The following is a 22,910-nucleotide window of genomic DNA, read 5'->3' as shown; positions in this document are numbered from 1 at the left end:
TTTTAACAGTTGCAGCTACTAAACTCCAAATTATAATAGGAATTATCCCAAATATTAGATGCTTTATATGAAAACCTTTAGCTGATACTGTATTAAACATAATTTAGTATTATCCATTGTTTATTTTAAATTTATTATATCTTAAAAAATATTATTTCCTCTAAAATAGTTTTTTTAATATTCTTATAATTATGAATTTTTATATGCAATAGTCTTCTAATTTAAAGATGTCTAAGTAATATTACAGCACAAACTAATTTAGGAGAATATATGGAAATAGATAAGTTATTAGAGGAGTTTTTGTTTCATTGTCAATTTGAAAAGAATTTGAATCCAAAAACATTAAGTGCCTATACTATTGATATTGAACAATTTAAATCATTTAAAGATATTATGAGTATGAATATTAATGATGTAAATAAAGACATATTAAAAGAGTATATACAACATTTATATACAAAAGATTTAAAACCAAAATCAATTAAAAGAAAACTAGCAACTTTAAAAGCTTTTTTTACCTATTTAGAATTTGAAGAGATTATACTTGTTAGTCCATTTAGAAAAATGAGAGTTTCTATTAAAGAGAATAAAACACTACCTAAAACAATAGACTTACAAAATATTAGAAAGTTATTTAAATATATATATAAAATTAAGACCAATTTTCAAGATATAGAAAGATACTCTTATAAAGCATTAGTAAGAGATATTGCAGTGTTAGAGCTTCTATTTGCAACAGGACTTCGGGTCTCTGAAGTAAGTAATATTAAATATAATGATATTAATTTAAGTACAGGAAACTTAAAAGTTTTAGGTAAAGGTGGAAAAGAAAGAACAATTCAAATATGTGAAGCAGAAGTAAAAACATCACTCAAGGAATATGTAAATTTATTTAATGATGAAATTTATAAAAATAAATGGTTCTTTATTAATAGATTAGGAAATAAATATAGTGAATACTCTATATCAAATATGATAAAAAAATATCAACAAGCTGCAAATGTGCAACAACATTTAACACCACATATGTTTAGACATAGTTTTGCCACCATGCTTTTAGAAGAAGGTGTAGATATAAGATATATACAGGGAATGCTAGGCCATTCATCAATATCTACAACACAAATTTATACACAAATAAATATGAAACAACAAAGAAAGATATTATCTACGAAACACCCTCGAAGAAACCTTCAATTCATGGTATAAGAATTATTATCCTACTAGAATGAATATAGGATTGTCAAACGAAGAACAAAATTAGTCACTTATAAACTATCAAAATACAATTTCTAGGATTGTATAGAGGTTTAAACTGATTAAAATAAGACTTCGTTTGACAATTAATATTATAATATCAATAATTGGTTTATTTTTTGTAATAAAAAAAGATAAAAAATCTAACTAAGTATTTTAATTCTACGTTTGACAAATATACACTAATTTATTTTTGTAGCATATTTAACTAGAAAACAACTAAAATAATATATATCTTAATTAAGATATATTACAGTATTCAATAATTTAATTCAATTTTGTGTAAAATACTAATAGTTAACTTTAAGGAACTAGATGAAACTTTTAAATCTTGATACACCAAAAGATTCTCTACAAAAAATTATTTTTTCATCCAAAAAAAAAGACACCTATATACTTGATGATAGTTTCTATCAACATTTTAAAAATTTAAAGCAAGTCTTTATGTATATTACAGATAAGTGTAATATTGGTTGTGAACAATGTATATATAAACCTAGTATAAATCATTACATTAAAGAAGAAATTGAGATAAATGATGCTCTTGCATTATTAAAAACATTTAGAGAACTCGGAGCTAAAAAAGCGACATTTCTAGGTGGCGAACCAACTTTATATGGTTCTACTAAGAACCATGAACCGCTACTTCAATTAATTCAAGAATCAAAAGAAATGGGATTTGAATATATTAGACTAGATACCAATGGTCAAGTATTAGAACATTTATTGGATAAGGAAGAATTTAAACTTTTAGATGAAATAGCTTTTAGTATAGATGGATTTTCAAGTGAAACTAACGATATGCTAAGAGGAGAAGGAACTTTCAAACGAGCTATAAAGAATTTAAAAATAGCCTTAAAAAAAGGATATAAAATAACTATCACTTGCTGTGTTCATAAGTTGTTATTGACTAAAGAAGATGACATTTACTTAATAGAAAAGATGATTATATTCGCAGAAGAACTAGGTATTTCACAGATCAACTTTCATGATCTTTTTAAAGCAGGTGTTCCTATGGATACTTGGACAGGGAATTTTGCACCAACTCCTGAAGATTGGGTATTAATGTATAATGAAATTTCAAAGAAAATCACTAACAATGAATTTAAAATTGATGTAAGATTACCTCAATGTTTTATTGAAAAAAAAGAGTTTGAACAAAAACAAGAATATTATGGATATTGCCCTGTAAAGTTAGGAGAAAGAGTGATGGTTCATCCTAATGGAATAATTAGGATTTGTTCTAATTTAATATGTACTGGCTTTGGTACGGCAAAGTATGAAAATCGAACAATCAGTTGGGATAATACAGCTAATAATGAAGTTGCAGGACATGATTTAAATAACAACACACCTTGCACAAATAGAAGTAGACATAGAAAGTACGGTAATTTAGTACCTTTATGTTTTTCGTTTAAACCAAATCAAAATGAATATGTATGGCAAAAAGAACTAAAATGGGATAATAAAGGAGTAAATTTATAATTATGGCAATTCAAGAAGAAAAAATCTTTTTTGAAACATTAGAAAAAGCAGACATTATTGATTTTAATAAAGAAAAAATTAAATCTTTACATTATGGCTTTGACAAAGAGTCAAGAAATAAAGTACACCTTGAGACTAATAACCTTTTAGAAGATAGCTTAAATAAAAATTCACTAGGAGAATGTATCCATATTACAGGGGAAATGAGGGCACTTACTGATCCTTTTCATAGATACCTTTGTGAAAAAATTAATAACACAAATGAGGATGTTTTTAAAGTTGTATATAATTTACCCCAAAATTTAATGAATGATACTACAAAAATTATTGAGTGGAATCTAGATAATTGGTCATTAAACAAAGGTTTTAATTGGATAGAAGAATTAAGAACAATTTATTCTATTGCAAATAGGTCTGTTAATTTATATTCACTTGATACGACTAATAAAATACAATATTCAGTATTTGGTAATAAGTATATACTTTTTCAAGGTGCACATGAAGATAAATCAAATGAAAAACATACTTGGCTTTTAGAATCTGAATCACTAAATATAGCATTAACTCAAAATGCTGAAAAACTAATCAATATATCAACAGACATTAATGAAGGTCATTATAGAAAGTTTACACAAGAGCTTAATAGTTTTGCTTCGAAAAGAGTATTATCCATATTAGGAACAAAAGATATAATACAAGATTCACAAATATTTAGTGATACTGTTTTACAAGATTTGACTGATTCAATAGAAGAAACCTTAAATGTTTTAAAAGCAATAAAATTTATTAATTATGAACAAAATCAGCTTAAGTTAACTCTGAAAGGAAGAAGTTTCTTTGACAAAATCTAATTGCCCTGACCAAACTTGTGATTTATATACTAAGTGTAAGATAGATAATTTTTTGGACTTTTCATCTAACTACTTTAATAATGCAGCCACTACTCAAAACTGTCTATCTAATTTAAAAGTTTGGATAGGTTGTTCAAAAAAAGATGATTTATCAATGAATATTAAATCCGTCTATCAATGTGTTTTGGAATCTTTAGGTGTTGAAATTGTCAATATTGATATTGAAGGCATAATTTTAGAGAAACATGATTATGATGCACTTTTAATGTTTACATTAACACCTGGAATATCTGCAAGAGCTATAGAATTAGTTGTTACTGCTAAGCATAAGAAACTAAATAAAATTAAAACTGAGAAATTATATATAAATATGCCAGATGAGTACAATGAAGGATATATTTCTAGAAAACTGGAAAATTACAATCTAAAATATTGGAAGTATGAAGATTTTCTAGATGAACCTGTATTTAAATATGTACTAAGAAAATTGACAAATATAGCAACTGATAAAGAGGAAGAGATGAACATAAATAAAATAAAATATGAACCTGAGGTATTAATATTAACCGCTTTAGATAAAGAGTTCCAAGCAATGGAAGATACATTGGACCAGAATGAAAACTGTTTTAGAGAAGATCCTGCTTTAGGTAGTGATAGAATATTATATCCACACTATAAAATTGGTAATAAAGATGTTGTTTTAGCAAAAACGGGCATGGGAAATAATAAAGCTTCAGCTATCACTACAACGATGTATAGACAATATCCTTCTATTAAATATATTATTATGGTAGGGATTGCAGGAGGAATACCTAATTGTAGTGACGCAATGAAACATATTAGACTTGGAGATATCGTTTTATCAGGAGAAAAAGGTATTATTCAACATGACATGGGTAAAAATACACAAGAAGGTAGTTTCGAATATAATTTTGAACCTAGACCACCAAATGCACAATTATTAAATATTGCACAGCGCAAAGTATCAAGAGCTGGTAAAAATTCCTTTGATTTTTGGAAATATATTGATAAATTATCAAATATTGATGAGGATAAGTATAAAAGACATAATAACATGATATTAGATGATACTCCATGGCTTTTAGAAACAAAAGTTACACTACCACAAGTTCCAAGCGGATATGACCAAACTAGACCTAGAATTCATATTGGATCAATAGCAAGTGGCAACACAGTAGTTAAAGATAGTAATGTAAGAGATTCTTTAGTTCAAAAATTTCCTGATATTAAGGCTGTTGAAATGGAATCTTCAGGTGTTGCCGACGCGAGCTGGTTAGTTGGTAAAGATTGTTTTGTTATACGAGGAATATGCGATTATTGTAATTCATCAAAAACAAAAGAATGGCAAGAATATGCAGCAGGGGTAGCATCAGCATTTGCAAAAGAGATTATTGAGGCTTTATAGTTAATGGTGATATGTAGTTGGAATGTAAATGGCTTAAAATCTATTATAAACAATGGATTGGATTATTTTTTGCGAGATGATAGAATTGATATATATTGTCTACAAGAAGTAAAAATGCAAGAAGATTTATTTTCTGCTAACCTATTTTCACCAAAATTCTCATATTGGAATGTGGCTGAAAAGAAAGGGTATAGTGGTGTAACAACTATAGTAAATCCAAATCTTAAAGTAATAAATAATAGAAAAGGTATAGACTCACCTTCTTTAGATATGGAAGGAAGAGTTTTAACTACAGAATTTGAGAAATTTATTTTAGTCAATACTTATGCTCCTCATAGCCATAGACAACTTAAGAGGCTTGAAGAAAAAGAAATCTTTATGAAAGATTTCTTAGTATTTATACAATCATTAAAAATGTTAAATAAGCCCATAATAATTACGGGAGATTTAAATGTTGCTCATCAAGATATAGATCTTTATCACTATAAAAATAATAAGAAAAATGCAGGTTTTTTACCTCAAGAACGACAGTGGCTATCAGAATTAGAACAAATTGGATTTATTGATATCTTTAGGCAATTAAAACCTAATGAAAAACAGTATTCATGGTGGGGTTTTGCACATAATTTGAGGGAGAGAGATATTGGTTGGAGAATAGATTATTTTTTAGTTGAAAATGCACTAATTGATAATGTAGTAGACTGCTATTATTTAAAAGATCAACTAGGTTCTGATCATTGTCCTGTAATACTTGAGATAGATTTATAGTATCAAAGAAAACTATTTACATCAATAACTTTAAAAGAATTAAGCTCTAAACAAGCACTTTTACAAAAATCTTCTTTTGCCCCATGAGAATGAGTATGACCATGTATATTTACATCACATTTTGTCAATTCAAATACTCTATTCAATACCTTTGTAATATTTGAGAATTTCAAATCATATTGATTATTATCAAAGACAGGAAAGTGTGAAAACATTACTCTTTTATCATTAATGTCAATTACTAAACAAGTTAATAAATTATTATTGAGTATATCAGTAGAAAATTCTTGTTTTAATGTGTCAAAAACTTTTAATGAGTTATCAATTTTTAGTTCAATTGAATCAATTACATTCCAACCAATATTTTTATAATATTCTAAGTGTTCTTTTTTATCATGATTACCAATAATTAATGTTATCTTACCTTTTAATATATCTAATTTTAGATATTCGTTATCAAATGCAACATCTCCTAAATGTAGTATATTATCATTTTCTGAGATAGAATTATTCCAAATACTTATCATCATTTCATCAAAAGAAGAAAAATCTTCTTTTTTCATTTTCTCGACTCTCGATAATTCATATTTTAATACATTGGTATGCCCAAAATGAGTATCCGCTATTATATAGTCAACTTTCATATCATAGTTCTTTAATTTTATTAATTAGTTTTTCATAATGATTTTACACTAAAATATGTTAAATATCTAAAATTACACAATAAGTAGTTGTTATAAATTAATAATACGCAGAAAAATTTTAAAATTAGAATTAAAGCTTCTTTGCTATACAATTAAAAAATAATAAAATTTAATGGAAAATAATTATGCTAGAAGATTATATTAGATTTCCACAACGTAAAATAAAAAAGAGCTATCGTTCCGTTATTGGACATTTTCCTAGTATAAAAAATGGTAAATCAATAATCTATGAGTCTCTATTGGAAAGAGCCTGTTATATATCACTTGAATTTGATGATAGTGTTTTTGCATATTATGAACAACCTCAAATTGAAATAGATTTCAGAAATAGACATTTAATATATAGCTTAGATTGTTATATTCAGAGAGGAAAAGAATCAGGTTTAAAAGATACGATTGTTGAAGTAAAATATTCAAATGAACTCGAAAAAAATAAAGAATACTTTGAAGAAAAATTTGAAGCTACAAAAGTATTTGCTAAAGAACATGATTTAGAATTTGATGTATTTACTGAACTTTCATATAGTAAAGAATATATAGAAAATTTAGACTTTTTATATAGGTATAAAGAAAATCCAATTGAGCATAAATATGAAAAAGAAATATTAGATGTTCTTAAAGACACTACAAAATTAGCTGCATTTGATTTAGTGCAAAAAATTACACCTAATCCAAAAGAATATGCAATAGTTTCTAATAACATTTGGTCATTAGTTTCAAATGGTAAATTAAAATCAGATTTGTTTACTAATGAACTTACTATGAAATCTTTAGTGGAGTTGAACAATGGCTAATGTACTTTCTTTTGATATTGATAGTAAAATTTTTTTCCAAGATATAGAGTATGTTATAAAAGGTTATCCTTCTTTAGATGAAGTTCTCCTCAAAAAAATAAATAAACCATATAATGAAAAAATTGTTAAAGTCAATGATTTAATTAATGACCCAAAAAATATAAAAAAGAGAATAAAAGAACTAGTTGATACTGAACAAAAAGAATTAGATAACGCAACTGAACGATTTAAAATTATTGAACCTTTGTTAGATATTGAAAATAGAACAGCGAATGATGTCCAAAAAGTTGCGAAGAAAAATAAAAAAGGTATAGCCACAATATATAGATGGCTTAATACTTATGAACAATACAAGACAATAAGTTCTCTAGCCTCTAGAAGAGAATTTTGTGGAGGTAAAGGAAAAAGTAGATTAGACGAATCTGTTGATACAATAATCAATAGTGTAATAGAAGAGATGTATTTACATAAACAACAATACCCTTTACAAGTTATTTATGAGCAAATTGTCTATAAATGTCAGAATATAGAACTAAAAGCACCCACAAAAAATACTATAAGAAATAGAATAAATGCTCTACATCCAAAAATTATTGCAAAATATAGAAATGGAATAAGAGTAAATGAAACTAGAGGAATGCCAAATAAATTCCCAGATGTAAAAATGCCTTTAGATATTATTCAAATTGATCATACTAAAGTTGATGTTATTTTGGTTGATGAAGAAAATAGAGAACCAATTGGAAGACCTTTTATTACTGTCGCAATTGATGTATATAGTAGGATGATGTATGGCTTCTATATCTCTTTAGAAGCACCTAGTTATTTTAGTGTAGGTCAATGTTTATTAAATGCAATTTTACCAAAGGATGAATTATTAGCAAAATATAAAGTTGAGGGAGAATACCCTGTTTATGGATTACCTAGAAAGGTGCATATGGACAATGGTAAGGACTTTACTTCGATTAGTTTACGCAATTTTTGTCAAGAATTTAGAATTGAAGATAGATATCGACCAGTTGCTAGACCAGAGTTTGGTGGTGCAGTTGAAAGAGTTTTGGGTACATATATGAAAAAAATGCATGTCTTACCAGGTACTACTAGATCTAATATATTTAAAAAAGGAAGTTATGATTCTGAAGCAGAAGCTGCCATGACTATAGATGAACTTGAAGAATGGTATTTGGATTTTGTAATAAATGTTTATCATAAAACTGAACATAGTTCAATATTCATGACACCTGAAGAAAAATTTTATCAAGGTTTATATGGAGTGGGTAAAGAAAAATCAATCCCATTTTTACCAACAGTTCCAACAAATACTTTAAAACTTAGAATGGCATTACTTCCTCAAATAAAACGTACTGTCCAGAAAAATGGTATTACAATTGATTACATCACTTATTTCTCTGAATCACTTAGAAAATGGATTATCCCTAGTCAATATAAAAAATTAAAACCCGAGCTAAAAAATGAGGTTATCTGTAGACGTGATCCAAGAGATGTTAGTAAAATATATGTATATGATGAAGATATTAATGAATATATAACTATTCCATATGCAGATATAAGAAAACCTCAAATGAATCTATCAGAATTAAGAGAAGCAATATCAGAAGCAAAAAGACAGGTTACTGGAAGAGAACTTGAACCACATGATATTTTTGAAGCAAAAGAGAGACTTAGACAAAAAGTTGAAGCAGCAAAAAGAGAGAAAAAATCAGTAAGACGTAAAAAAAGTTCAAAAAGACATCAAGAGAAAACTTTAAAAATGGAAAAAGAGCAAATAGATTATAAAGAAACACAAACTCAACCTATGCGTTTAGATTCTTCTCTTAAAGAGGAAGATGATGATGGTTATGATATTTATCCAATAGGTTAACACATGAATGAACGTAACTTAACTCAAGAAGCCTTTGACTATTTAGATAAAAGTGATGAAGAGAGAATCTTATACTGTAAAAAAGATAAGTGGATTGGATATGGTTCAGCAGTTAAGCTTCTTGAATTTTTAGAAGATAAGTTTGAAGATCCACCACAAATAAGACACGAGGGAGTCTTAATTTATGGTGATTCTATAAATGGTAAAACAGCAATTTTAAAAAGAATGTATGATTTGCATAAAAGTACCTTGGAACCTATTGAGAATGAAAATGGGATTACTTATGATATCCCTATTATTTATTTTCAAGCTCCTACAACTCCTGATGAAAGTAAGTTATATAGCCGTATTTTAAATGAATTGTGTGTCCCTCATAAAGCAGTTGACAAAGTTGCAGTGAAAGAAAAACTTGCAAAACATTATTTGAAGAAACTAGGAACAAAAATGATTTTAGTCGATGAAATACATAGTGCTTTAACAGGAAATTTAAATAAACAACGTACTTTCATAGATGACTTAAAACAACTAAGTAATAGTTTATCCTTAACCATTGTTTTAGCAGGTACTAGAACTGCTCATTCGGCATTATCTATAGGAGAAGAAACAGCCACAAGATTTCCATCAATTGAACTTCCTAGATGGAACAATGATAGAAAATATCGTTCTTTTGTGGCAACATATGAGAGATGTTTACCTTTAAAAGAAGCTTCAAATATGGCAGATAATCCAGAAATTATGAATGCACTTTTTCATCAGTCTGAAGGACTTATAGGTATGACAGTAAATCTGCTGAAAAAAGCTGCGGTAAAAGCTATTAAATCTAAGCGTGAATATATAACGGTTGAAGATATAGGTTACTTGCCAAAGTTGTAAAATGAAAAAACAAAAAAGAAATAGAGATTGGGTCCAAGACTATTTCTTTTTAATTGTACCAAAACCATTAAAAGATGAACTTCTTAGTTCTTGGTTGACACGTATGGCAATAGAGCATAGAAGAAGTTTATCTGAATTTATTTCTTTATTTATTCGGCATGAGGGTAGTGCTATATCAAGAACAGATTTAGATTTTTTATATGATGAAAAGCTATTTAAACACTTGGCTCAAAAAAGTCATCTTTTGAAAAAAGAAATATTTAGCCTTTCCTTACATAGTGAAGAAGGTCATTTATTTTTATGTGATGAAAATAGTTTATATCCACCTTTGCAAATTAGAAAACTAACAGACAAAAGAACTCATAAAGGGTTAATGTATTGTCCTAAATGTTTGGATGAAGATAAAATACCGTATTTTAGAAAAATGTGGAGATATAACTTTTATAATGCTTGCCCAGAGCATAAAATATTTTTAACCGATAGATGTTGGCGATGTTATAATAAAATTAGTTTACCAAAAATAAAACATGAAAAAGAACTTTGTATTTGTTACAACTGTGAAAAGGATTTAAGAGAAAGTGTTACTATACCTATTCATTCAAATTATGAATATGGATTGAAAGCTATCAAGTGGTTTGAAAAAGGATTGACTAGAGGTTACTTTGTTATAAATAAACAAAAAGTAAAATCAATATTTGTCTTTGAAAGTCTTACTTATCTTAGATTTTTACTTGATAGAAAAGAAAAGTTAAATTTAGAAGCTTTCCCTTTGATAGAAGAGTATAAAACTATTTGTAAAAAACTTGATAGATACAATTCAAAAAAAACTTTATCTATAAAAAAAGAGTTTATTTTAACATCTATGGTTTATTATCTTTTTCAAAACTATCCTACGAATTTGATAAATTTTTCAAAAGATAATCATTTGACACATAGGGAGTTTTTTCATGGCTTTAGAAATATACCTTTTTGGTATAAAGAGATGATAGATGAACTTATTCCTATACAAAATAAAATTGGAAGAGAAATAAGTGAAAGTGAAGTTATAGGGGCTATTAAATATCTTAAGAATCAAGGTAAAGTTATCAATCAAATTAGTGTTGCAGAAATAGTTGGATGTCATTTTACAATTCATAAGCAATTTGTAAAAAAATATAAAAAATTAAATAAAAGTAGGTAATAATGTATTTATATTATAATAAATTTGGAGAAACGATATGTTAGTAAAAATTTGCGGAATGACTTCTCAAGAAGATATAGATATTTGTAGGGATAATGGGATTGATATTGTAGGGTTTTTGTTGCAGCCTCCTTCTAATAAATTGAATAGAGCAGATATGTTAGAAATGAATGTTGCAAAAGAACTAATAGAGTATGTTCCTAAAGGTATGAAATCTTGTCTTTTAATACACCTTAAAGATGTTGAAAAAGTTATTTCTACAATCACTGCATTAAATCCTGATATGATACAGATTCAAAAACAAAGTACATTAAATTTGAATGATTTAAAAAACATTAAAGAAAATTTCCCAGATATTAAAATAACAAAGACTTTTTATATTGAGAAAGAAGTTAATTTAGAAGAGTTGTTAAAAACTATTAAAGTGTATACAGATAGTCAAGTAATAGACTTCATCTTAGTAGATTCGGAAAAAGGAGGAAGTGGCGAGACTCATGATTGGGAACAAACCTCTGAAATTGTTTCTCGGGTGAAACCTTTCCCTGTAATGCTAGCAGGAGGACTAACTTCCGAAAATATAAAAGATGCAATCTCAAAGGTTAATCCTTCTGGTATTGATGTAATGTCTGGCGTCAATCAAAATAATTCAAAAAGTAAGGACGGTACTAAAGTAAGCCTTTTTGTTAAAAACGTTAAAAGCTAGTATTATTCTTGTATTTTGTCGAATAAATCAAATTCAATTGTATATTTATTAATTCTAAAATATCCTTCACTTGATGATGCAGAATAAGAATCAGTAAATGGGTAATGTATATGTAAATTTATATCCTTATTATCATAGGACTCATTTTCAAATATATAAAATAAAGCCATTCCTATAGTTTGCGCTTTTGTTGCTAAAGGAGCTAAATGAATATTGTTAACTGTTCCTTTATATAAAGATATATATTTTTTAACATATTCTGAAATAACATGTGCTGTTATAAATGGATTATTAGCGGGAGCGTATAAAAGCTCGTCATTTTCTTTTATCCCTAGCTCCGTTTTAGACTTTATTAAATTTAATATATTCTCTTGATACATAATAGCTTGTAAAGATGGAAAGCCAATTAGTGGCTTTATTTTACTTGCAGTTACATTATGAATAACTTTATTAACTAGTTTTGAATCATAACCCACATTAATTATAAATAAATCATTTTCTCCTGCGCTTGAATATGATTCATATGGAGATACTATATTTCTTGATTCTATAATATTATCTGAAAATTTTGTTTTATCACTTTTTAAATATCTTTGGGGCTCTGTATAAATTAAATCAATATTTTCAATACCATTTTCTTTAAACCAAAATAAAAGAAATACTAAATAAGGCTTATTAAAACCTGTTGTATCTACACAAATTTTATCGTTATTTTCAGTATTAATATATTTTTCACACATGGCATTAATATATTCAGCTTCTTTAATGTTATCATCAATAATATTATATTCAAAGATATCATCATTAATATGATTAGTATCTATGTTGTATTCTGGAAAAATTAAATATATTTTTTTATTGGCATCTATTTTATTAAATGTTTTAATTACAATATCTTCTTTTGTGTATGCAGAAATAAATAGATCATATTTTTCACTATTAGTATAAAATTCATCAAGGTTTCGATAACTTTCACAAGGAAAGAGATGATATTTACTAATCATTATAAAGTATCTCCAAATAAACTGGGTGTTGTATATGGAATTGCTTTTGTTTCTTCTTGTTCTTTTTTCCCTTTATTAAAAGGAACATTATACCTTGATATATACTCTTTATAAACATTTAACCAATCTTTATCTTCACCTTTACATAGTAATTCAATATCTTCAGCCTTAAATTGAAAAGTTCCTCCAGTAGCAATATGTAAATCCCATTTTACAGTTAATATAGCAGGAACAGAATAACTATCTAACATTGTCCCAGAGTTGTTTTTTTCTTTTTTACTGATACTTTTTTTTATTAGTAACATATGATTAACTGCTTTTGTAAGAATTTGCTCTGATTCCTCAGATACTTTTCCTGTGTAAGAGAATGCAATTAGAGTTTTTTCTGTAGGTTTATTTGACATTCTAAAAGCTTTAAAGAAACTATTTATTCTTTCCACCATTCTAACAACAAATTTATCTTCTATATCTATAATTGCATATCTCCAGAACTCATTAGATGCACTTTTTATTGCTTTATCCTGAGTTTTACATTTTATAGGATTATTGTTATCAAACATAGTTTCTTCTGAAAATTTAGCATTCGCATATATTTCACTTAATATTAACATGAAATTTCTTGGATTTGCATGAGAAAAGTCTATTATTTTTTCAAGCCCACAGTTGAAAAATGTTATTGAATATTCTCTACAAATTTGAAAATAAAAAGTATTACTCAAATGCCTAAGAGTTTCATTATCATGAATGTTTTTAAATTTTCCTTCCATTGAGTTTTTAATTTCTTGACTTTTTTCAACTAAATTTTTATTTTTACTCCAAGCTTGATATAGTAACCATATATTTTCTTTTTCTTTATGTGGATCTGATGGACAAAATAGATTATTCAAAATTATTACTATTTCTTTTGGTGATAAATTTAAACTATCTGAATATTGTTCTAACTGCTTTGTTAAAGTTAAAAAATATTTTCTATCCTTAGATTCTGGATGAATACTTAATACTTTTTTAATTATTTCAAGTTTATCAAACTCAAGAAAAGAGTCTGTAAGATATTTTTCATCTAAGTTAGAAATGTCTCTATCCAATCTTTTTTTAATTAAATTAATAGCAAATTGTTTATAGTTTTTTGAATTATCAAGATATGTTTCTAGATATTTTTTTGTTACTTCAGCATATGAATTTTTTTCATTATCAGAAAAAGTTTTTTCTTCCTTTATTGAATATAGTCTACCTGCAATTCTTATAGAAATTCTCTCAGAGAATTTAGGATGCCTTAATATTGTATTTACGAATCTTTGTTGTTCTTTACTTAAATCTTCAAACTGATCTAATAAAAATAAGAATCGGATATCTTTTAAAGAGTCACTTGCTTCTAATATATAGTAACTTATATCGTAAAATATATTTGATCTAGTATCAAAAATCACATCTAAATCAAGAGAGTTTTTAAATCCTGTTCGCAACCTTGAAAAAGCTCTGTCTATTTTCTTGTGCTCTTGTCGAATTTTTCTGTATATATAATCAATTGTAATTAGAACCTCTTCCGAATCAAAGAAATACTCTTTATACATGTTAGAAATTTTTTCAAGATTAATATCTTCTAACCCATTTTTTTGTAAATCAATTATCTGCTCTAAAAATGCTTCAATTAAAATCAAATTAAAATAATAGAAATACCACTCTTCCCAAACTGCTTTATCTAGTTTTGAACCACTAAATCTTTCAAACTGAAAGTTTCCTAATTCTAAAAGTAAACTTGTATATTTATCCTCTTTAATTTGTGTCAAGACACAGTTTTCATGTTCTATTGATTTTTGAGCTCTTACTTTTTGAGCACTATAAGAACAATATCTTAGTATATGAGTCTTTCCGCTACCCTTCCCTCCTAAGATGATTAAAGGTCTAGGATTTGTAGGTTCAATTACATCTAAAAATTTTTTATGATTGATTTCATCATTTAATTCAACCCAGAAATTAACTATTTCATCATTATTTAAATGGACAGCTTTAATATTTGAAAATGGATTAGTCATTTAATTATTTCCTTTTTTTAAAAGCATATACTTTTTACTATATCGTTTGAATATTGATTGCCATTGATCACTATTAGCCCAAAAAATTGGAAGACTATTATTAGGAATATTATAAAAAAAGCCTAAGGCTAATTGACTATCTGCAAATCCACATTCTTGTGTATTTAATTTTCCATGTTTATCTCTACTTATATCTTCCTTCCCTAAGTCGAATTTTTTCGAGTATTCTGTTTTACACAACTTTTTAAATTCTTCTTTACAATTAGAGTTGTTCTTAAAATATCTAGAGGTTTCAGAAAAAGCTTTGTATGTATCATCTAATTCAAAAACAGTATCAACATTATCAAATAGTTTTGAGTCCTTTAAAGTTTTTAATGCAGTTGTAGTAGCAAATAATGTAAAATATGAAATTTTTATCATGGGAATTTTAGCCCTAATTTCTGTAATGATTTTACAGAAGTTTTCATTAGTTGCTTGACTACCACTACCACTTATATCATCGATATAGACTAGTTGTTCAAGATTGTTGTATCTCTCATCAACTATAAGTTCACAAGAATGAATGAAGAATTCCTTTTCTATATTATTTCTTTGTCTGAAAAAATAAAGTATTATACTACTACTTTCTGAGGGATTCCCAATACTGGAAAATCTAGTTTTTTTTAAACTATCATCTAAAAACTTATTATAATCATTTAGGATTAGTGACTTGGTAGCTTTTCTATATTTTTTAACTAATGGAGCAATATATTTATCTTTGAAGAGTGATTTAAGGGCCTGTTTTATTTCTCTTTGATCATAAAACATAAATTGACTAAGAAGACTTAATGCAATAAGTTTATTTTTATCATCATTAGCTGAAGTATTTTCAAAGTTTTTTACCCATTCTTCAATATCTTGCTCTAAAACTTTATGCCCCCATAACCATGCAGATAAATCTTGTATTTGAGTTTTAATTTTTTGTATTTGATTGTTATATGTCATTTTACTTCTTAAATACTATTATATATTCTCGAGAGATAACACTTGCTGTTTTATTACGTTTAGTCATAAGTCCCCTAGATTTAATATCATCAATTAGAACGAGTTCAGTTTTAAATCCAATCGATTCTGCAATTTCTATCAAGTATTTATATGTTAAGAATTCATAACCAGCAATAGTATTATTTCCTATAACCATGACAAAATACCCATTAGACTTAAGAAGTTTAAAGGATTTTTGTAAGGTTTGTTGCATTTCTATTAAATAAGTATATGTGATGTATGCTCGTAGTTTATTCTTTTTATAGATTTTTAATAAAATGTCATCAATATTATTAAAACCAGTAACATGTAACTGTTTGTATACTGATGGTGAAAAGTGTTCTCTTCCTATTGATTGTTTATCAAGAGAAGCTAAATTATCATCATGAAGTTCTAACCATTGTAAACTGAGACTAGAGGCTCTAATGTATTTTTGTGCACTAACATAAGGAGGAGAAGTTAAAATCATTTGAAGAGTATCATTTGGAATTACAGACTCATTAATAGATTTTATATCTGTATTATAAATTGAAACTTCATTAGTATTGACCATCGTTGAATTTTGGTAATTTTTTAATCGAGAAATATTTTTTTTTGATTGTTCAATAAAGAATTCATATATTTCATTTTTCTTAATAAAGTTAAGATGTTTAGTAGCAGCTTCTCTTAAGGAGTGACCTTCGGGAAACTTTTCTTCATTTATTCTAACAGGTACCGAAATTCTAGGGTCTGAATAACTATACTTTCTACAGCAGGTTGAGAATATTACTTGAAAAAAATTTTTAATCTCTGTTTCTTCAATATTATCTACAATATGTTTTATCTTTGATAGTTTTCTGATAGTTTGTTTACTATACCAATGATTAATATTTGTAATATTTGGAATATAAAACTTCTTCTTAGATGATTGATATTCTTTGAAAAGTTGTTGTATGTCTTTTAGCTTGTTTTCTAAAGATGTAATACTTTGTTTAGAAGTTTTTGTTTTTGCAATTAAAGAAGCTAAAGGATTCACATCTACTCCTATAGCATTTCTATTTGATATAGAGGCTTCAAGAAGTACTGTTCCTGTTCCACAGAAGGTATCTAATATAGTATCTCCTTCTTTCGAGAAAATATCGTTGTTTAAAAAGAAATAGGGTATTTGTTGTAATAATTTAGCAGGATAGGCATGAATAAAATGAGTATGTCGATCCATATTTGTAATTTGAGGAACTAACTCTCTAAAATTTACTATTTGAGGTTCTGAGTTTTTTTTATAGTTTTTCATTAGATTTAATAAAAAATCATTAAAAAAACCTATTCCTTCATACTTTTTATTCATCTTCTCCCTTTTTGATGTATAAATATATCAAAAGCAAGCTGCTAGTTAGATAAAATATAAGCTAAAAATTAGTATATATAGATAATATCAATAATAATTTAAATAAAAAAGTAATAAATTTTAATGAAGCTAAATAAATATGTAAAGATATTATCTTGGAATGTCAATGGTTTAAGAGCAATAGAGAGGAAAAAAGCTTTAGATTGGATTGATTATTATAATCCAAATATTTTGTGCCTTCAAGAAACTAAACTATCAACAACCAAGTTTGATCATTCAAATCTTTTTCGAAGACATTTTAAAAGTATAATGACAAATATTTGTTCAAAAAAAGGTTTTTCTGGAACTATAACTTATTCAGATTATTTATTCAAAATGGAAAAGTTTTGTAGTCAAATTGATGAATTTAATGAAGGGAGGATTATTGAACAACACTTTGAAAATATCGTATTATTTAATGTGTATTTTCCTAATGGCAAATTAAATAATAAAAGATTAAAAGTTAAATTAGATTTTTATCAAAAGTTTTTAGATTATTGTATAAGTTTGAAAAAAAAGAATAAATCAATAATAATTTGTGGGGATTTTAATACTGCACATAAAGATATTGATTTAAAAAAAACTAAGATATATAGTAAGTCCGGCTTTTCTGATATAGAACGAGAGTATTTTAATAAATTTATAGAAAATAATTTTATTGATACTTTTAGGTATATAAATGGAGATATTGACAATGCATATACTCTTTTCCCTTATCGGTCTAAAGCACGAGAAAAAAAAGAAGGTTGGAGAATAGATTATATTTTGATTTCTGAAGATTTAAAAGATAAATTAAAAGATGCTTTTATTTTAGAAGATATATTAGGTTCAGACCATTGCCCAATAGGTATAGAAATTGATTTAGAAGGTTTTATTTAATTAAGTTTTATCTTTCCCAATAATCCAACATACCATTTAGCTAGTTGAGTTTCATTCAAGTTTTCATTTCTTTCATGATTTTTTTTAGTAAATTTTGGATTTGTCTTTTTATAATTCATTACAATATCTGGGATAGAGGTATTATCTTTAAAATATAAATTTACAAAAAATTCAAAGGTATTATTTGTAATAACTGAGTTAGAGATTATTACCCAAGAAGAGGCAGCTGAAGAGGGGTAGTTTTCTAACTCTAATAATCCTACATAAAATTTTTCATATTTAAATGTTGAAGTTAAATATTGTCTAGTTCTTTTGCTCATTTTACATTTAGGATTTATTTTTTTCTCTCCATCTTTTTCGATTAAAAATTCAGGTAAGTTTTTTACTTCACTTAAAGTGAAATTTTCAATAGGAGATTGTTGTTTTAGAAATTCCATATATTGTCTAAATACAACAAAATTATCTATTTCATTTAAAGATTTAGTTTCTTCTTTATCAAATTCACTTGAGATTATAACTCGTCTAGTAGCCTTATCTCCTTTTGATGAAGATTCAGTAAGACTTTGGTCTACCTTATCATTGTTCTCTTGTTCTTGGTATATTTTTAGTAGGTCTTTAATAATATCTTTTGTTTGTGTTTCATGTTCTATTTCAATATTTAGTAAACTTCCACAGCTTTTTTTTCTATCTTTTCGATGTTGTGTACTAGTGTGTTTTTTATTTGCATCTTTTACTTTTAATATCTCTGTCGTTTCTTCTGGAATTTCTCTATCTACTTTTGATAAATTTTCTAAATCCTCAAGGTCTGTTATTATTTTATTTTGTTCAATTATCTTTGTGAATTTATCAAATCCTATATCAGAATTATCATTAGTGATTTCATGTATAAAATAGTACTCTTCCTTTGTTCCTTTATTAGTAACAAGGCTTACTCTTGTATCTATTTTAAACTTCTCTTTTACAGGAAAATTTATTTTTAAATGAACTCCATCAATCTCTTCATCTAAATCATGCTCTCTCATATACTTTAAGTAGTGATGGATATATTTACTTATATTTTCAAATTGATTCTGTGCAGTTGGTTGACAGGCATATCGATGAATAAATGCTGCATCTTCATCTGTTCTTGGAGTTGGTAAAACAATTTTTGCATCAGCTCTATTATCATCACACATAACATATAAACTTTCAATATTACAATCTAAAGCAGCTTCTCTCATTTCAGAGAATCTAAAATAATAATATATCCCTATAGCATAGTGTGGAATGATGATTTTTATATTATTTTGTTCAATTAAATAACAGTTAATAAACCTTGCAGTATCTAAGTATTTGTAATTCCATCCTAATAAAGTTCCAATAGTTTTTTTATCTAATAGTTCATTGAGTTTTTTTTCTATTGTATTATTTATTAATGAGGAATCAATGGTAAAAATCTTTTCAAATATTTCTTTACTTGGATTAGATTCTGTTTTTTCACCATTTTTAAAAGATTTACAAAGAGGAAAATGTGTAAATAAAAGTTCAGGAGAGATAAGTTTTGAAAATACATTACCAGTAGACATATTTTTTACTACAACTTCATAATGACTGTTCCCAAACTTATCTTCATCAAGTATTAGTTTTAAAGGAAATAAGAATTTAAAAGTATCATCTGGATTATCTGACATAAAATCTGGAATGATACTTTTACCTTTAGACATATTAAATTAAACTTCCATTATCAAAGTTTACTTTACATATTATCACTTTTTATTTCCTATTATCATTTTTTCTTGCTTCTTACACGAAGATTTATGTACATATGAATAATATCAATAGCTGCTGGTGTAACTCCTGATATCTCACTTGCATTGAATAATGTAGGTGGATTAAACTTTTCTAGCTTTTCCGTAACCTCATTTGAAAGTCCAGGAATTGATTTAAAATCAAAGTTCTCTGGAATCTTCATTTCAAGCATTTTTTTCATTTTTTCTATTTGTTTTTTTTGTTTATCAACATATCTATAATATTTAGCTTCTACTATAATTTGTTCTTTTAGATACTCTTCTGTATCTTTTAATGAAGGAACTAATCTATCAAACTTTTCAGGAGTAATACTATTTCTTCCTACTAAGTCAATAAGTTTTGCTCTATCTTTGATTTTATCTTCTTCTATTTCTTCAAGTAATTGAAGGTTTTCTTTCTTTGAAGTAAACCATTCATTAGCCATAAACTCTACAGCTTCATCAATAACTTTTCTTTTATGTTCTACTTTTTCATTTTGTTCATCATTGATAAGACCAAACTTATGACCATAAGCAGAAAGTCTTAAATCTGAACTCTCTTCTCTAAGAAGAAGTCTATATTCAGCTCTTGAAGTAAACATTCTATATGGTTCATTTGTTCCTTTTGTAACTAAGTCATCAATTAAAACACCTATATAAGCTTCATCACGTCTAAGTACAAATGGTTCTTTACCATCAATAGCTAAGGCAGCATTGATTCCTGCCATTAAACCTTGTGCTCCTGCTTCTTCATAACCAGTAGTTGCATTGATTTGCCCTGCATTATAAAGGTTTTTGATTTTTTTAGTTTCAAGTGTATGTTTTAATTCTGTTGGGTCAACATAATCATACTCAATAGCATATCCATATCTAATGATTTTTGCATTCTCTAATCCAACAATAGAGTGAATCATCTGCTTTTGAACATCAATTGGTAAAGATGTAGATAGTCCATTGATGTAATATTCTGTTCTCATTGCCGTTTGTGGTTCTAAAAATAGTTGATGTCTATCTCTATCTGCAAATCTATTTACTTTGTCTTCGATACTTGGACAATATCTTGGTCCTGTTCCTTCAATTTGTCCAGTAAACATTGGTGCTCTGTGGAAGTTTCCAGAGATAGTGCTATGTGTTCCTGTGTTTGTGTATGTGATATAACAAGGAAATTGAGTAGGGTTGAACTCTTTTTTGTTTGTTCTAAAAGAGAATGGCATTGGTTTTTCATCTCCCCCATGCTCTTCCATTACAGAAAAATCAATACTTCCTGAGTCAATTCTTGCAGGAGTTCCAGTTTTTAGTCTTCCTACATTTAGCCCTAACTCTTTTAATTGAATAGATAGAGTTGAAGATGGTAGTTCCCATGCTCTTCCTGCATCATAAGTTTGCTCACCAATGTGAATAAGTCCTCTCATAAAAGTACCTGTTGTAAGGATTACTTTTTCTGATAGGAACTCTTCTCCAAGTTTAGTTTTTACACCATAAACTTCATTTTCATCTTTTACAAGTAAAGACTCTACTTCATCTTGGTAAATTTCTAAATTAGGAGTATTGTGACAAACTTCTCTCATATACTCTCTATATTTGTCCATATCAATTTGTGCTCTTGTTCCTTGAACTGCTGCACCTTTTGAAGCATTTAATACTCTAAATTGAATACCAGTAGCGTCAGTACAAAGTCCCATCTCACCACCGATAGCATCAATTTCTCTAACTAAGTGACCTTTTGCAAGACCACCAATGGCAGGGTTACAACTAGCAGCTCCAATTTGTTCAACAAGCATAGTAACTAAAAGGGTTTTCTTACCCATTCTAGCACTTGCTAAAGAAGCTTCAATTCCAGCATGACCTCCACCTACGACTATTACATCATATTTCATTTTCTTCCTTAAAATAGTCCTTATTTTAAAGGACTTGATTTAGTTTAGGAAATCTCTTAGATAAATGTTTTCTTCCACTTATCTAAAAGATTTACATTAATAAATTTTCGCTATTATAACAAATTGATATTATGGAATACTTTATATTAGAAATTAATATTTAACTAATCTTTATAAATACAAGGATATTTTTTGTTTACTGGTTTAATTCGAGAAATGGCAAAAGTTGTAAGCCTTCAAAATAGCTTCCTAACACTAAAAGCTAAATACTCTCCTAAGATTGGAGACTCTGTTGCTGTTAATGGTGCTTGTCTTACTGTTGTTAGATTTACAAATGATACTTTTACTGTAGAATTATCTCCTGAATCTCAAAAAATCCTAGCTATGGAAAACTATAGAGGTGAAGTTCATATTGAACCTGCAATGATGATGGGTGATAGATTTGAAGGTCATATTGTTCAAGGTCATGTTGATTGTTTAGGAACAATAAAAACCATAAAAAAAGATGGGAACTCAACTGATTATATAATTTCACTGCCAAGTGAATATGCAAAATATATTATTCCAAAGGGAAGTATTACTGTTGATGGAGTTTCTTTAACTGTAAATGATGTTTTAGAAGATGCTTTTAGATTAACAATTATTCCTCATACTATTGAGAATACTTTGTTTAAAACTTACAAAGTAGGAAGTAAAGTAAATCTTGAAACAGATATGTTTGCTAGATATATTTATAATATGTTTGGTAAGGGTAAAAAAGACGGACTTACTTGGGATAAAGTAGATTCGATTATGGCTTCTTATTAGAAGCTTTCTATTTTACTTGTTAAATATTTTATTAAAAAGAGTAGTTTTTAGCAAGTTTATTCTATAGTCATTCCCTCTCTTTCGAGTATAATAGTAAAATGAACAAACTATTGAATAATATTCTTTTCACTAATGTAAAAGAATCTAATAAAAATTTTAGTATGCATTTCCATGATACTTATTCTATAGGTATTACACATCAAGGTTTATATAAATCTAGAAATAAGAATAATAC

General features: G+C 27.1%; 19 protein-coding genes. 12 read left to right on the top strand and 7 right to left on the bottom strand.

The features are described from left to right. Nucleotides 1–270: 270 nt before the first annotated feature. The 5 genes from CRV02_RS13995 to CRV02_RS13975 all read left to right on the top strand — a co-directional run bounded on the left by CRV02_RS13995 (nt 271) and on the right by CRV02_RS13975 (nt 5,787). Complete coding sequence (locus CRV02_RS13995; RefSeq protein WP_129090865.1) at nt 271–1,209, top strand: tyrosine-type recombinase/integrase; 939 nt, start codon at nt 271–273, stop codon at nt 1,207–1,209. 363 nt (nt 1,210–1,572) lie between these two features. Further along, nucleotides 1,573–2,742: a radical SAM protein gene (locus CRV02_RS13990; RefSeq protein WP_129090864.1), complete on the top strand. Its 1,170-nt coding sequence runs from the start codon at nt 1,573–1,575 to the stop codon at nt 2,740–2,742. A gap of 2 nt (nt 2,743–2,744) precedes the next feature. Further along, on the top strand, nt 2,745–3,593 hold the full coding sequence (locus tag CRV02_RS13985; RefSeq protein ID WP_129090863.1) for a hypothetical protein: 849 nt from the start codon (nt 2,745–2,747) through the stop codon (nt 3,591–3,593). Beyond that, nucleotides 3,580–5,019 carry a 5'-methylthioadenosine/S-adenosylhomocysteine nucleosidase gene (locus CRV02_RS13980; protein WP_129090862.1) on the top strand — a complete coding sequence of 480 codons (1,440 nt, stop codon included), beginning with the start codon at nt 3,580–3,582 and terminating at the stop codon, nt 5,017–5,019. The genes CRV02_RS13985 and CRV02_RS13980 overlap by 14 nt, the downstream gene beginning before the upstream one ends. A gap of 3 nt (nt 5,020–5,022) precedes the next feature. Then, nucleotides 5,023–5,787: an exodeoxyribonuclease III gene (locus CRV02_RS13975; protein ID WP_129090861.1), complete on the top strand. Its 765-nt coding sequence runs from the start codon at nt 5,023–5,025 to the stop codon at nt 5,785–5,787. 2 nt (nt 5,788–5,789) lie between these two features. Here the strand turns inward: CRV02_RS13975 and CRV02_RS13970 are convergent, their stop codons facing one another. Next, entirely contained in the window at nt 5,790–6,431 is a 642-nt protein-coding gene (locus tag CRV02_RS13970) for a metallophosphoesterase family protein (protein ID WP_164969013.1), read from the bottom strand. A 185-nt stretch (nt 6,432–6,616) separates the two neighbouring features. On the opposite strand from CRV02_RS13970, the gene CRV02_RS13965 reads away from it, so the two are divergent. Genes CRV02_RS13965 through CRV02_RS13945 form a run of 5 tightly spaced genes read left to right on the top strand, consistent with a single transcriptional unit; the run spans nt 6,617 to nt 11,923 of the window. Then, the gene (locus CRV02_RS13965; RefSeq protein ID WP_129090859.1) at nt 6,617–7,285 is read left to right on the top strand and encodes a TnsA endonuclease N-terminal domain-containing protein; all 669 of its coding nucleotides are present in this window, start codon (nt 6,617–6,619) and stop codon (nt 7,283–7,285) included. Then, the gene (locus CRV02_RS13960) at nt 7,278–9,167 is read left to right on the top strand and encodes a Mu transposase C-terminal domain-containing protein (protein ID WP_129090858.1); all 1,890 of its coding nucleotides are present in this window, start codon (nt 7,278–7,280) and stop codon (nt 9,165–9,167) included. Before CRV02_RS13965 ends, CRV02_RS13960 begins: the two co-directional genes overlap by 8 nt. A gap of 3 nt (nt 9,168–9,170) precedes the next feature. Continuing rightward, on the top strand, nt 9,171–10,040 hold the full coding sequence (locus CRV02_RS13955; RefSeq protein ID WP_129090857.1) for a TniB family NTP-binding protein: 870 nt from the start codon (nt 9,171–9,173) through the stop codon (nt 10,038–10,040). A gap of 1 nt (nt 10,041) precedes the next feature. Beyond that, nucleotides 10,042–11,220: a TniQ family protein gene (locus CRV02_RS13950; RefSeq protein WP_129090856.1), complete on the top strand. Its 1,179-nt coding sequence runs from the start codon at nt 10,042–10,044 to the stop codon at nt 11,218–11,220. A gap of 37 nt (nt 11,221–11,257) precedes the next feature. After that, nucleotides 11,258–11,923: a phosphoribosylanthranilate isomerase gene (locus tag CRV02_RS13945; protein WP_129090855.1), complete on the top strand. Its 666-nt coding sequence runs from the start codon at nt 11,258–11,260 to the stop codon at nt 11,921–11,923. A 2-nt stretch (nt 11,924–11,925) separates the two neighbouring features. On the opposite strand, the gene CRV02_RS13940 is transcribed toward CRV02_RS13945, so the two are convergent. From CRV02_RS13940 to CRV02_RS13925, 4 genes are read right to left on the bottom strand one after another with little or no spacing between them, the layout of a single operon-like run. Next, on the bottom strand, nt 11,926–12,927 hold the full coding sequence (locus tag CRV02_RS13940; protein WP_129090854.1) for a hypothetical protein: 1,002 nt from the start codon (nt 12,925–12,927) through the stop codon (nt 11,926–11,928). Further along, entirely contained in the window at nt 12,927–14,960 is a 2,034-nt protein-coding gene (locus CRV02_RS13935) for a hypothetical protein (protein ID WP_129090853.1), read from the bottom strand. The genes CRV02_RS13940 and CRV02_RS13935 overlap by 1 nt, the downstream gene beginning before the upstream one ends. After that, entirely contained in the window at nt 14,961–15,944 is a 984-nt protein-coding gene (locus tag CRV02_RS13930; RefSeq protein ID WP_129090852.1) for a hypothetical protein, read from the bottom strand. It lies immediately after the preceding gene. A gap of 1 nt (nt 15,945) precedes the next feature. Further along, nucleotides 15,946–17,307: a DNA methyltransferase gene (locus tag CRV02_RS13925; RefSeq protein WP_129090851.1), complete on the bottom strand. Its 1,362-nt coding sequence runs from the start codon at nt 17,305–17,307 to the stop codon at nt 15,946–15,948. 123 nt (nt 17,308–17,430) lie between these two features. Here CRV02_RS13925 and CRV02_RS13920 point away from each other — a divergent pair, with 123 nt between their 5' ends. Beyond that, on the top strand, nt 17,431–18,225 hold the full coding sequence (locus tag CRV02_RS13920; RefSeq protein WP_129090850.1) for an exodeoxyribonuclease III: 795 nt from the start codon (nt 17,431–17,433) through the stop codon (nt 18,223–18,225). Here CRV02_RS13920 and CRV02_RS13915 read toward each other — a convergent pair. Together CRV02_RS13915 and mnmG are read right to left on the bottom strand one after the other, a co-directional pair. Continuing rightward, nucleotides 18,222–19,928: a hypothetical protein gene (locus tag CRV02_RS13915; protein ID WP_129090849.1), complete on the bottom strand. Its 1,707-nt coding sequence runs from the start codon at nt 19,926–19,928 to the stop codon at nt 18,222–18,224. The two genes, CRV02_RS13920 and CRV02_RS13915, sit on opposite strands and share 4 nt — an antisense overlap. A 62-nt stretch (nt 19,929–19,990) precedes the next feature. After that, nucleotides 19,991–21,868 (bottom strand): tRNA uridine-5-carboxymethylaminomethyl(34) synthesis enzyme MnmG, encoded by a 1,878-nt coding sequence (gene mnmG, locus CRV02_RS13910; RefSeq protein ID WP_129090848.1) that lies wholly within the window; start codon nt 21,866–21,868, stop codon nt 19,991–19,993. A gap of 192 nt (nt 21,869–22,060) precedes the next feature. On the opposite strand from mnmG, the gene ribE reads away from it, so the two are divergent. After that, entirely contained in the window at nt 22,061–22,675 is a 615-nt protein-coding gene (ribE, locus tag CRV02_RS13905; protein WP_129084231.1) for a riboflavin synthase, read from the top strand. The last annotated feature ends 235 nt before the right edge of the window (nt 22,676–22,910 follow it).

It is taken from the genome of Arcobacter sp. CECT 8989, assembly GCF_004116715.1.
GTDB lineage: Bacteria > Campylobacterota > Campylobacteria > Campylobacterales > Arcobacteraceae > Halarcobacter.
Note: the sequence above shows the minus strand (reverse complement) of the source record. Positions and strands in the feature narration are given on the sequence as shown.

Excerpts from the sequence above, each read along its gene's own strand:
- CRV02_RS13995 (WP_129090865.1), top strand. The coding sequence starts at position 271 with ATGGAAATAGATAAGTTATTAGAGGAGTTTTTGTTTCATTGTCAATTT.
- CRV02_RS13990 (WP_129090864.1), top strand. The coding sequence starts at position 1,573 with ATGAAACTTTTAAATCTTGATACACCAAAAGATTCTCTACAAAAAATT.
- CRV02_RS13985 (WP_129090863.1), top strand. The coding sequence starts at position 2,745 with ATGGCAATTCAAGAAGAAAAAATCTTTTTTGAAACATTAGAAAAAGCA.
- CRV02_RS13975 (WP_129090861.1), top strand. The coding sequence starts at position 5,023 with ATGGTGATATGTAGTTGGAATGTAAATGGCTTAAAATCTATTATAAAC.
- CRV02_RS13970 (WP_164969013.1), bottom strand. The coding sequence starts at position 6,431 with ATGAAAGTTGACTATATAATAGCGGATACTCATTTTGGGCATACCAAT.
- CRV02_RS13965 (WP_129090859.1), top strand. The coding sequence starts at position 6,617 with ATGCTAGAAGATTATATTAGATTTCCACAACGTAAAATAAAAAAGAGC.
- CRV02_RS13960 (WP_129090858.1), top strand. The coding sequence starts at position 7,278 with ATGGCTAATGTACTTTCTTTTGATATTGATAGTAAAATTTTTTTCCAA.
- CRV02_RS13955 (WP_129090857.1), top strand. The coding sequence starts at position 9,171 with ATGAATGAACGTAACTTAACTCAAGAAGCCTTTGACTATTTAGATAAA.
- CRV02_RS13950 (WP_129090856.1), top strand. The coding sequence starts at position 10,042 with ATGAAAAAACAAAAAAGAAATAGAGATTGGGTCCAAGACTATTTCTTT.
- CRV02_RS13945 (WP_129090855.1), top strand. The coding sequence starts at position 11,258 with ATGTTAGTAAAAATTTGCGGAATGACTTCTCAAGAAGATATAGATATT.
- CRV02_RS13940 (WP_129090854.1), bottom strand. The coding sequence starts at position 12,927 with ATGATTAGTAAATATCATCTCTTTCCTTGTGAAAGTTATCGAAACCTT.
- CRV02_RS13935 (WP_129090853.1), bottom strand. The coding sequence starts at position 14,960 with ATGACTAATCCATTTTCAAATATTAAAGCTGTCCATTTAAATAATGAT.
- CRV02_RS13930 (WP_129090852.1), bottom strand. The coding sequence starts at position 15,944 with ATGACATATAACAATCAAATACAAAAAATTAAAACTCAAATACAAGAT.
- CRV02_RS13925 (WP_129090851.1), bottom strand. The coding sequence starts at position 17,307 with ATGAATAAAAAGTATGAAGGAATAGGTTTTTTTAATGATTTTTTATTA.
- CRV02_RS13920 (WP_129090850.1), top strand. The coding sequence starts at position 17,431 with ATGAAGCTAAATAAATATGTAAAGATATTATCTTGGAATGTCAATGGT.
- CRV02_RS13915 (WP_129090849.1), bottom strand. The coding sequence starts at position 19,928 with ATGTCTAAAGGTAAAAGTATCATTCCAGATTTTATGTCAGATAATCCA.
- mnmG (WP_129090848.1), bottom strand. The coding sequence starts at position 21,868 with ATGAAATATGATGTAATAGTCGTAGGTGGAGGTCATGCTGGAATTGAA.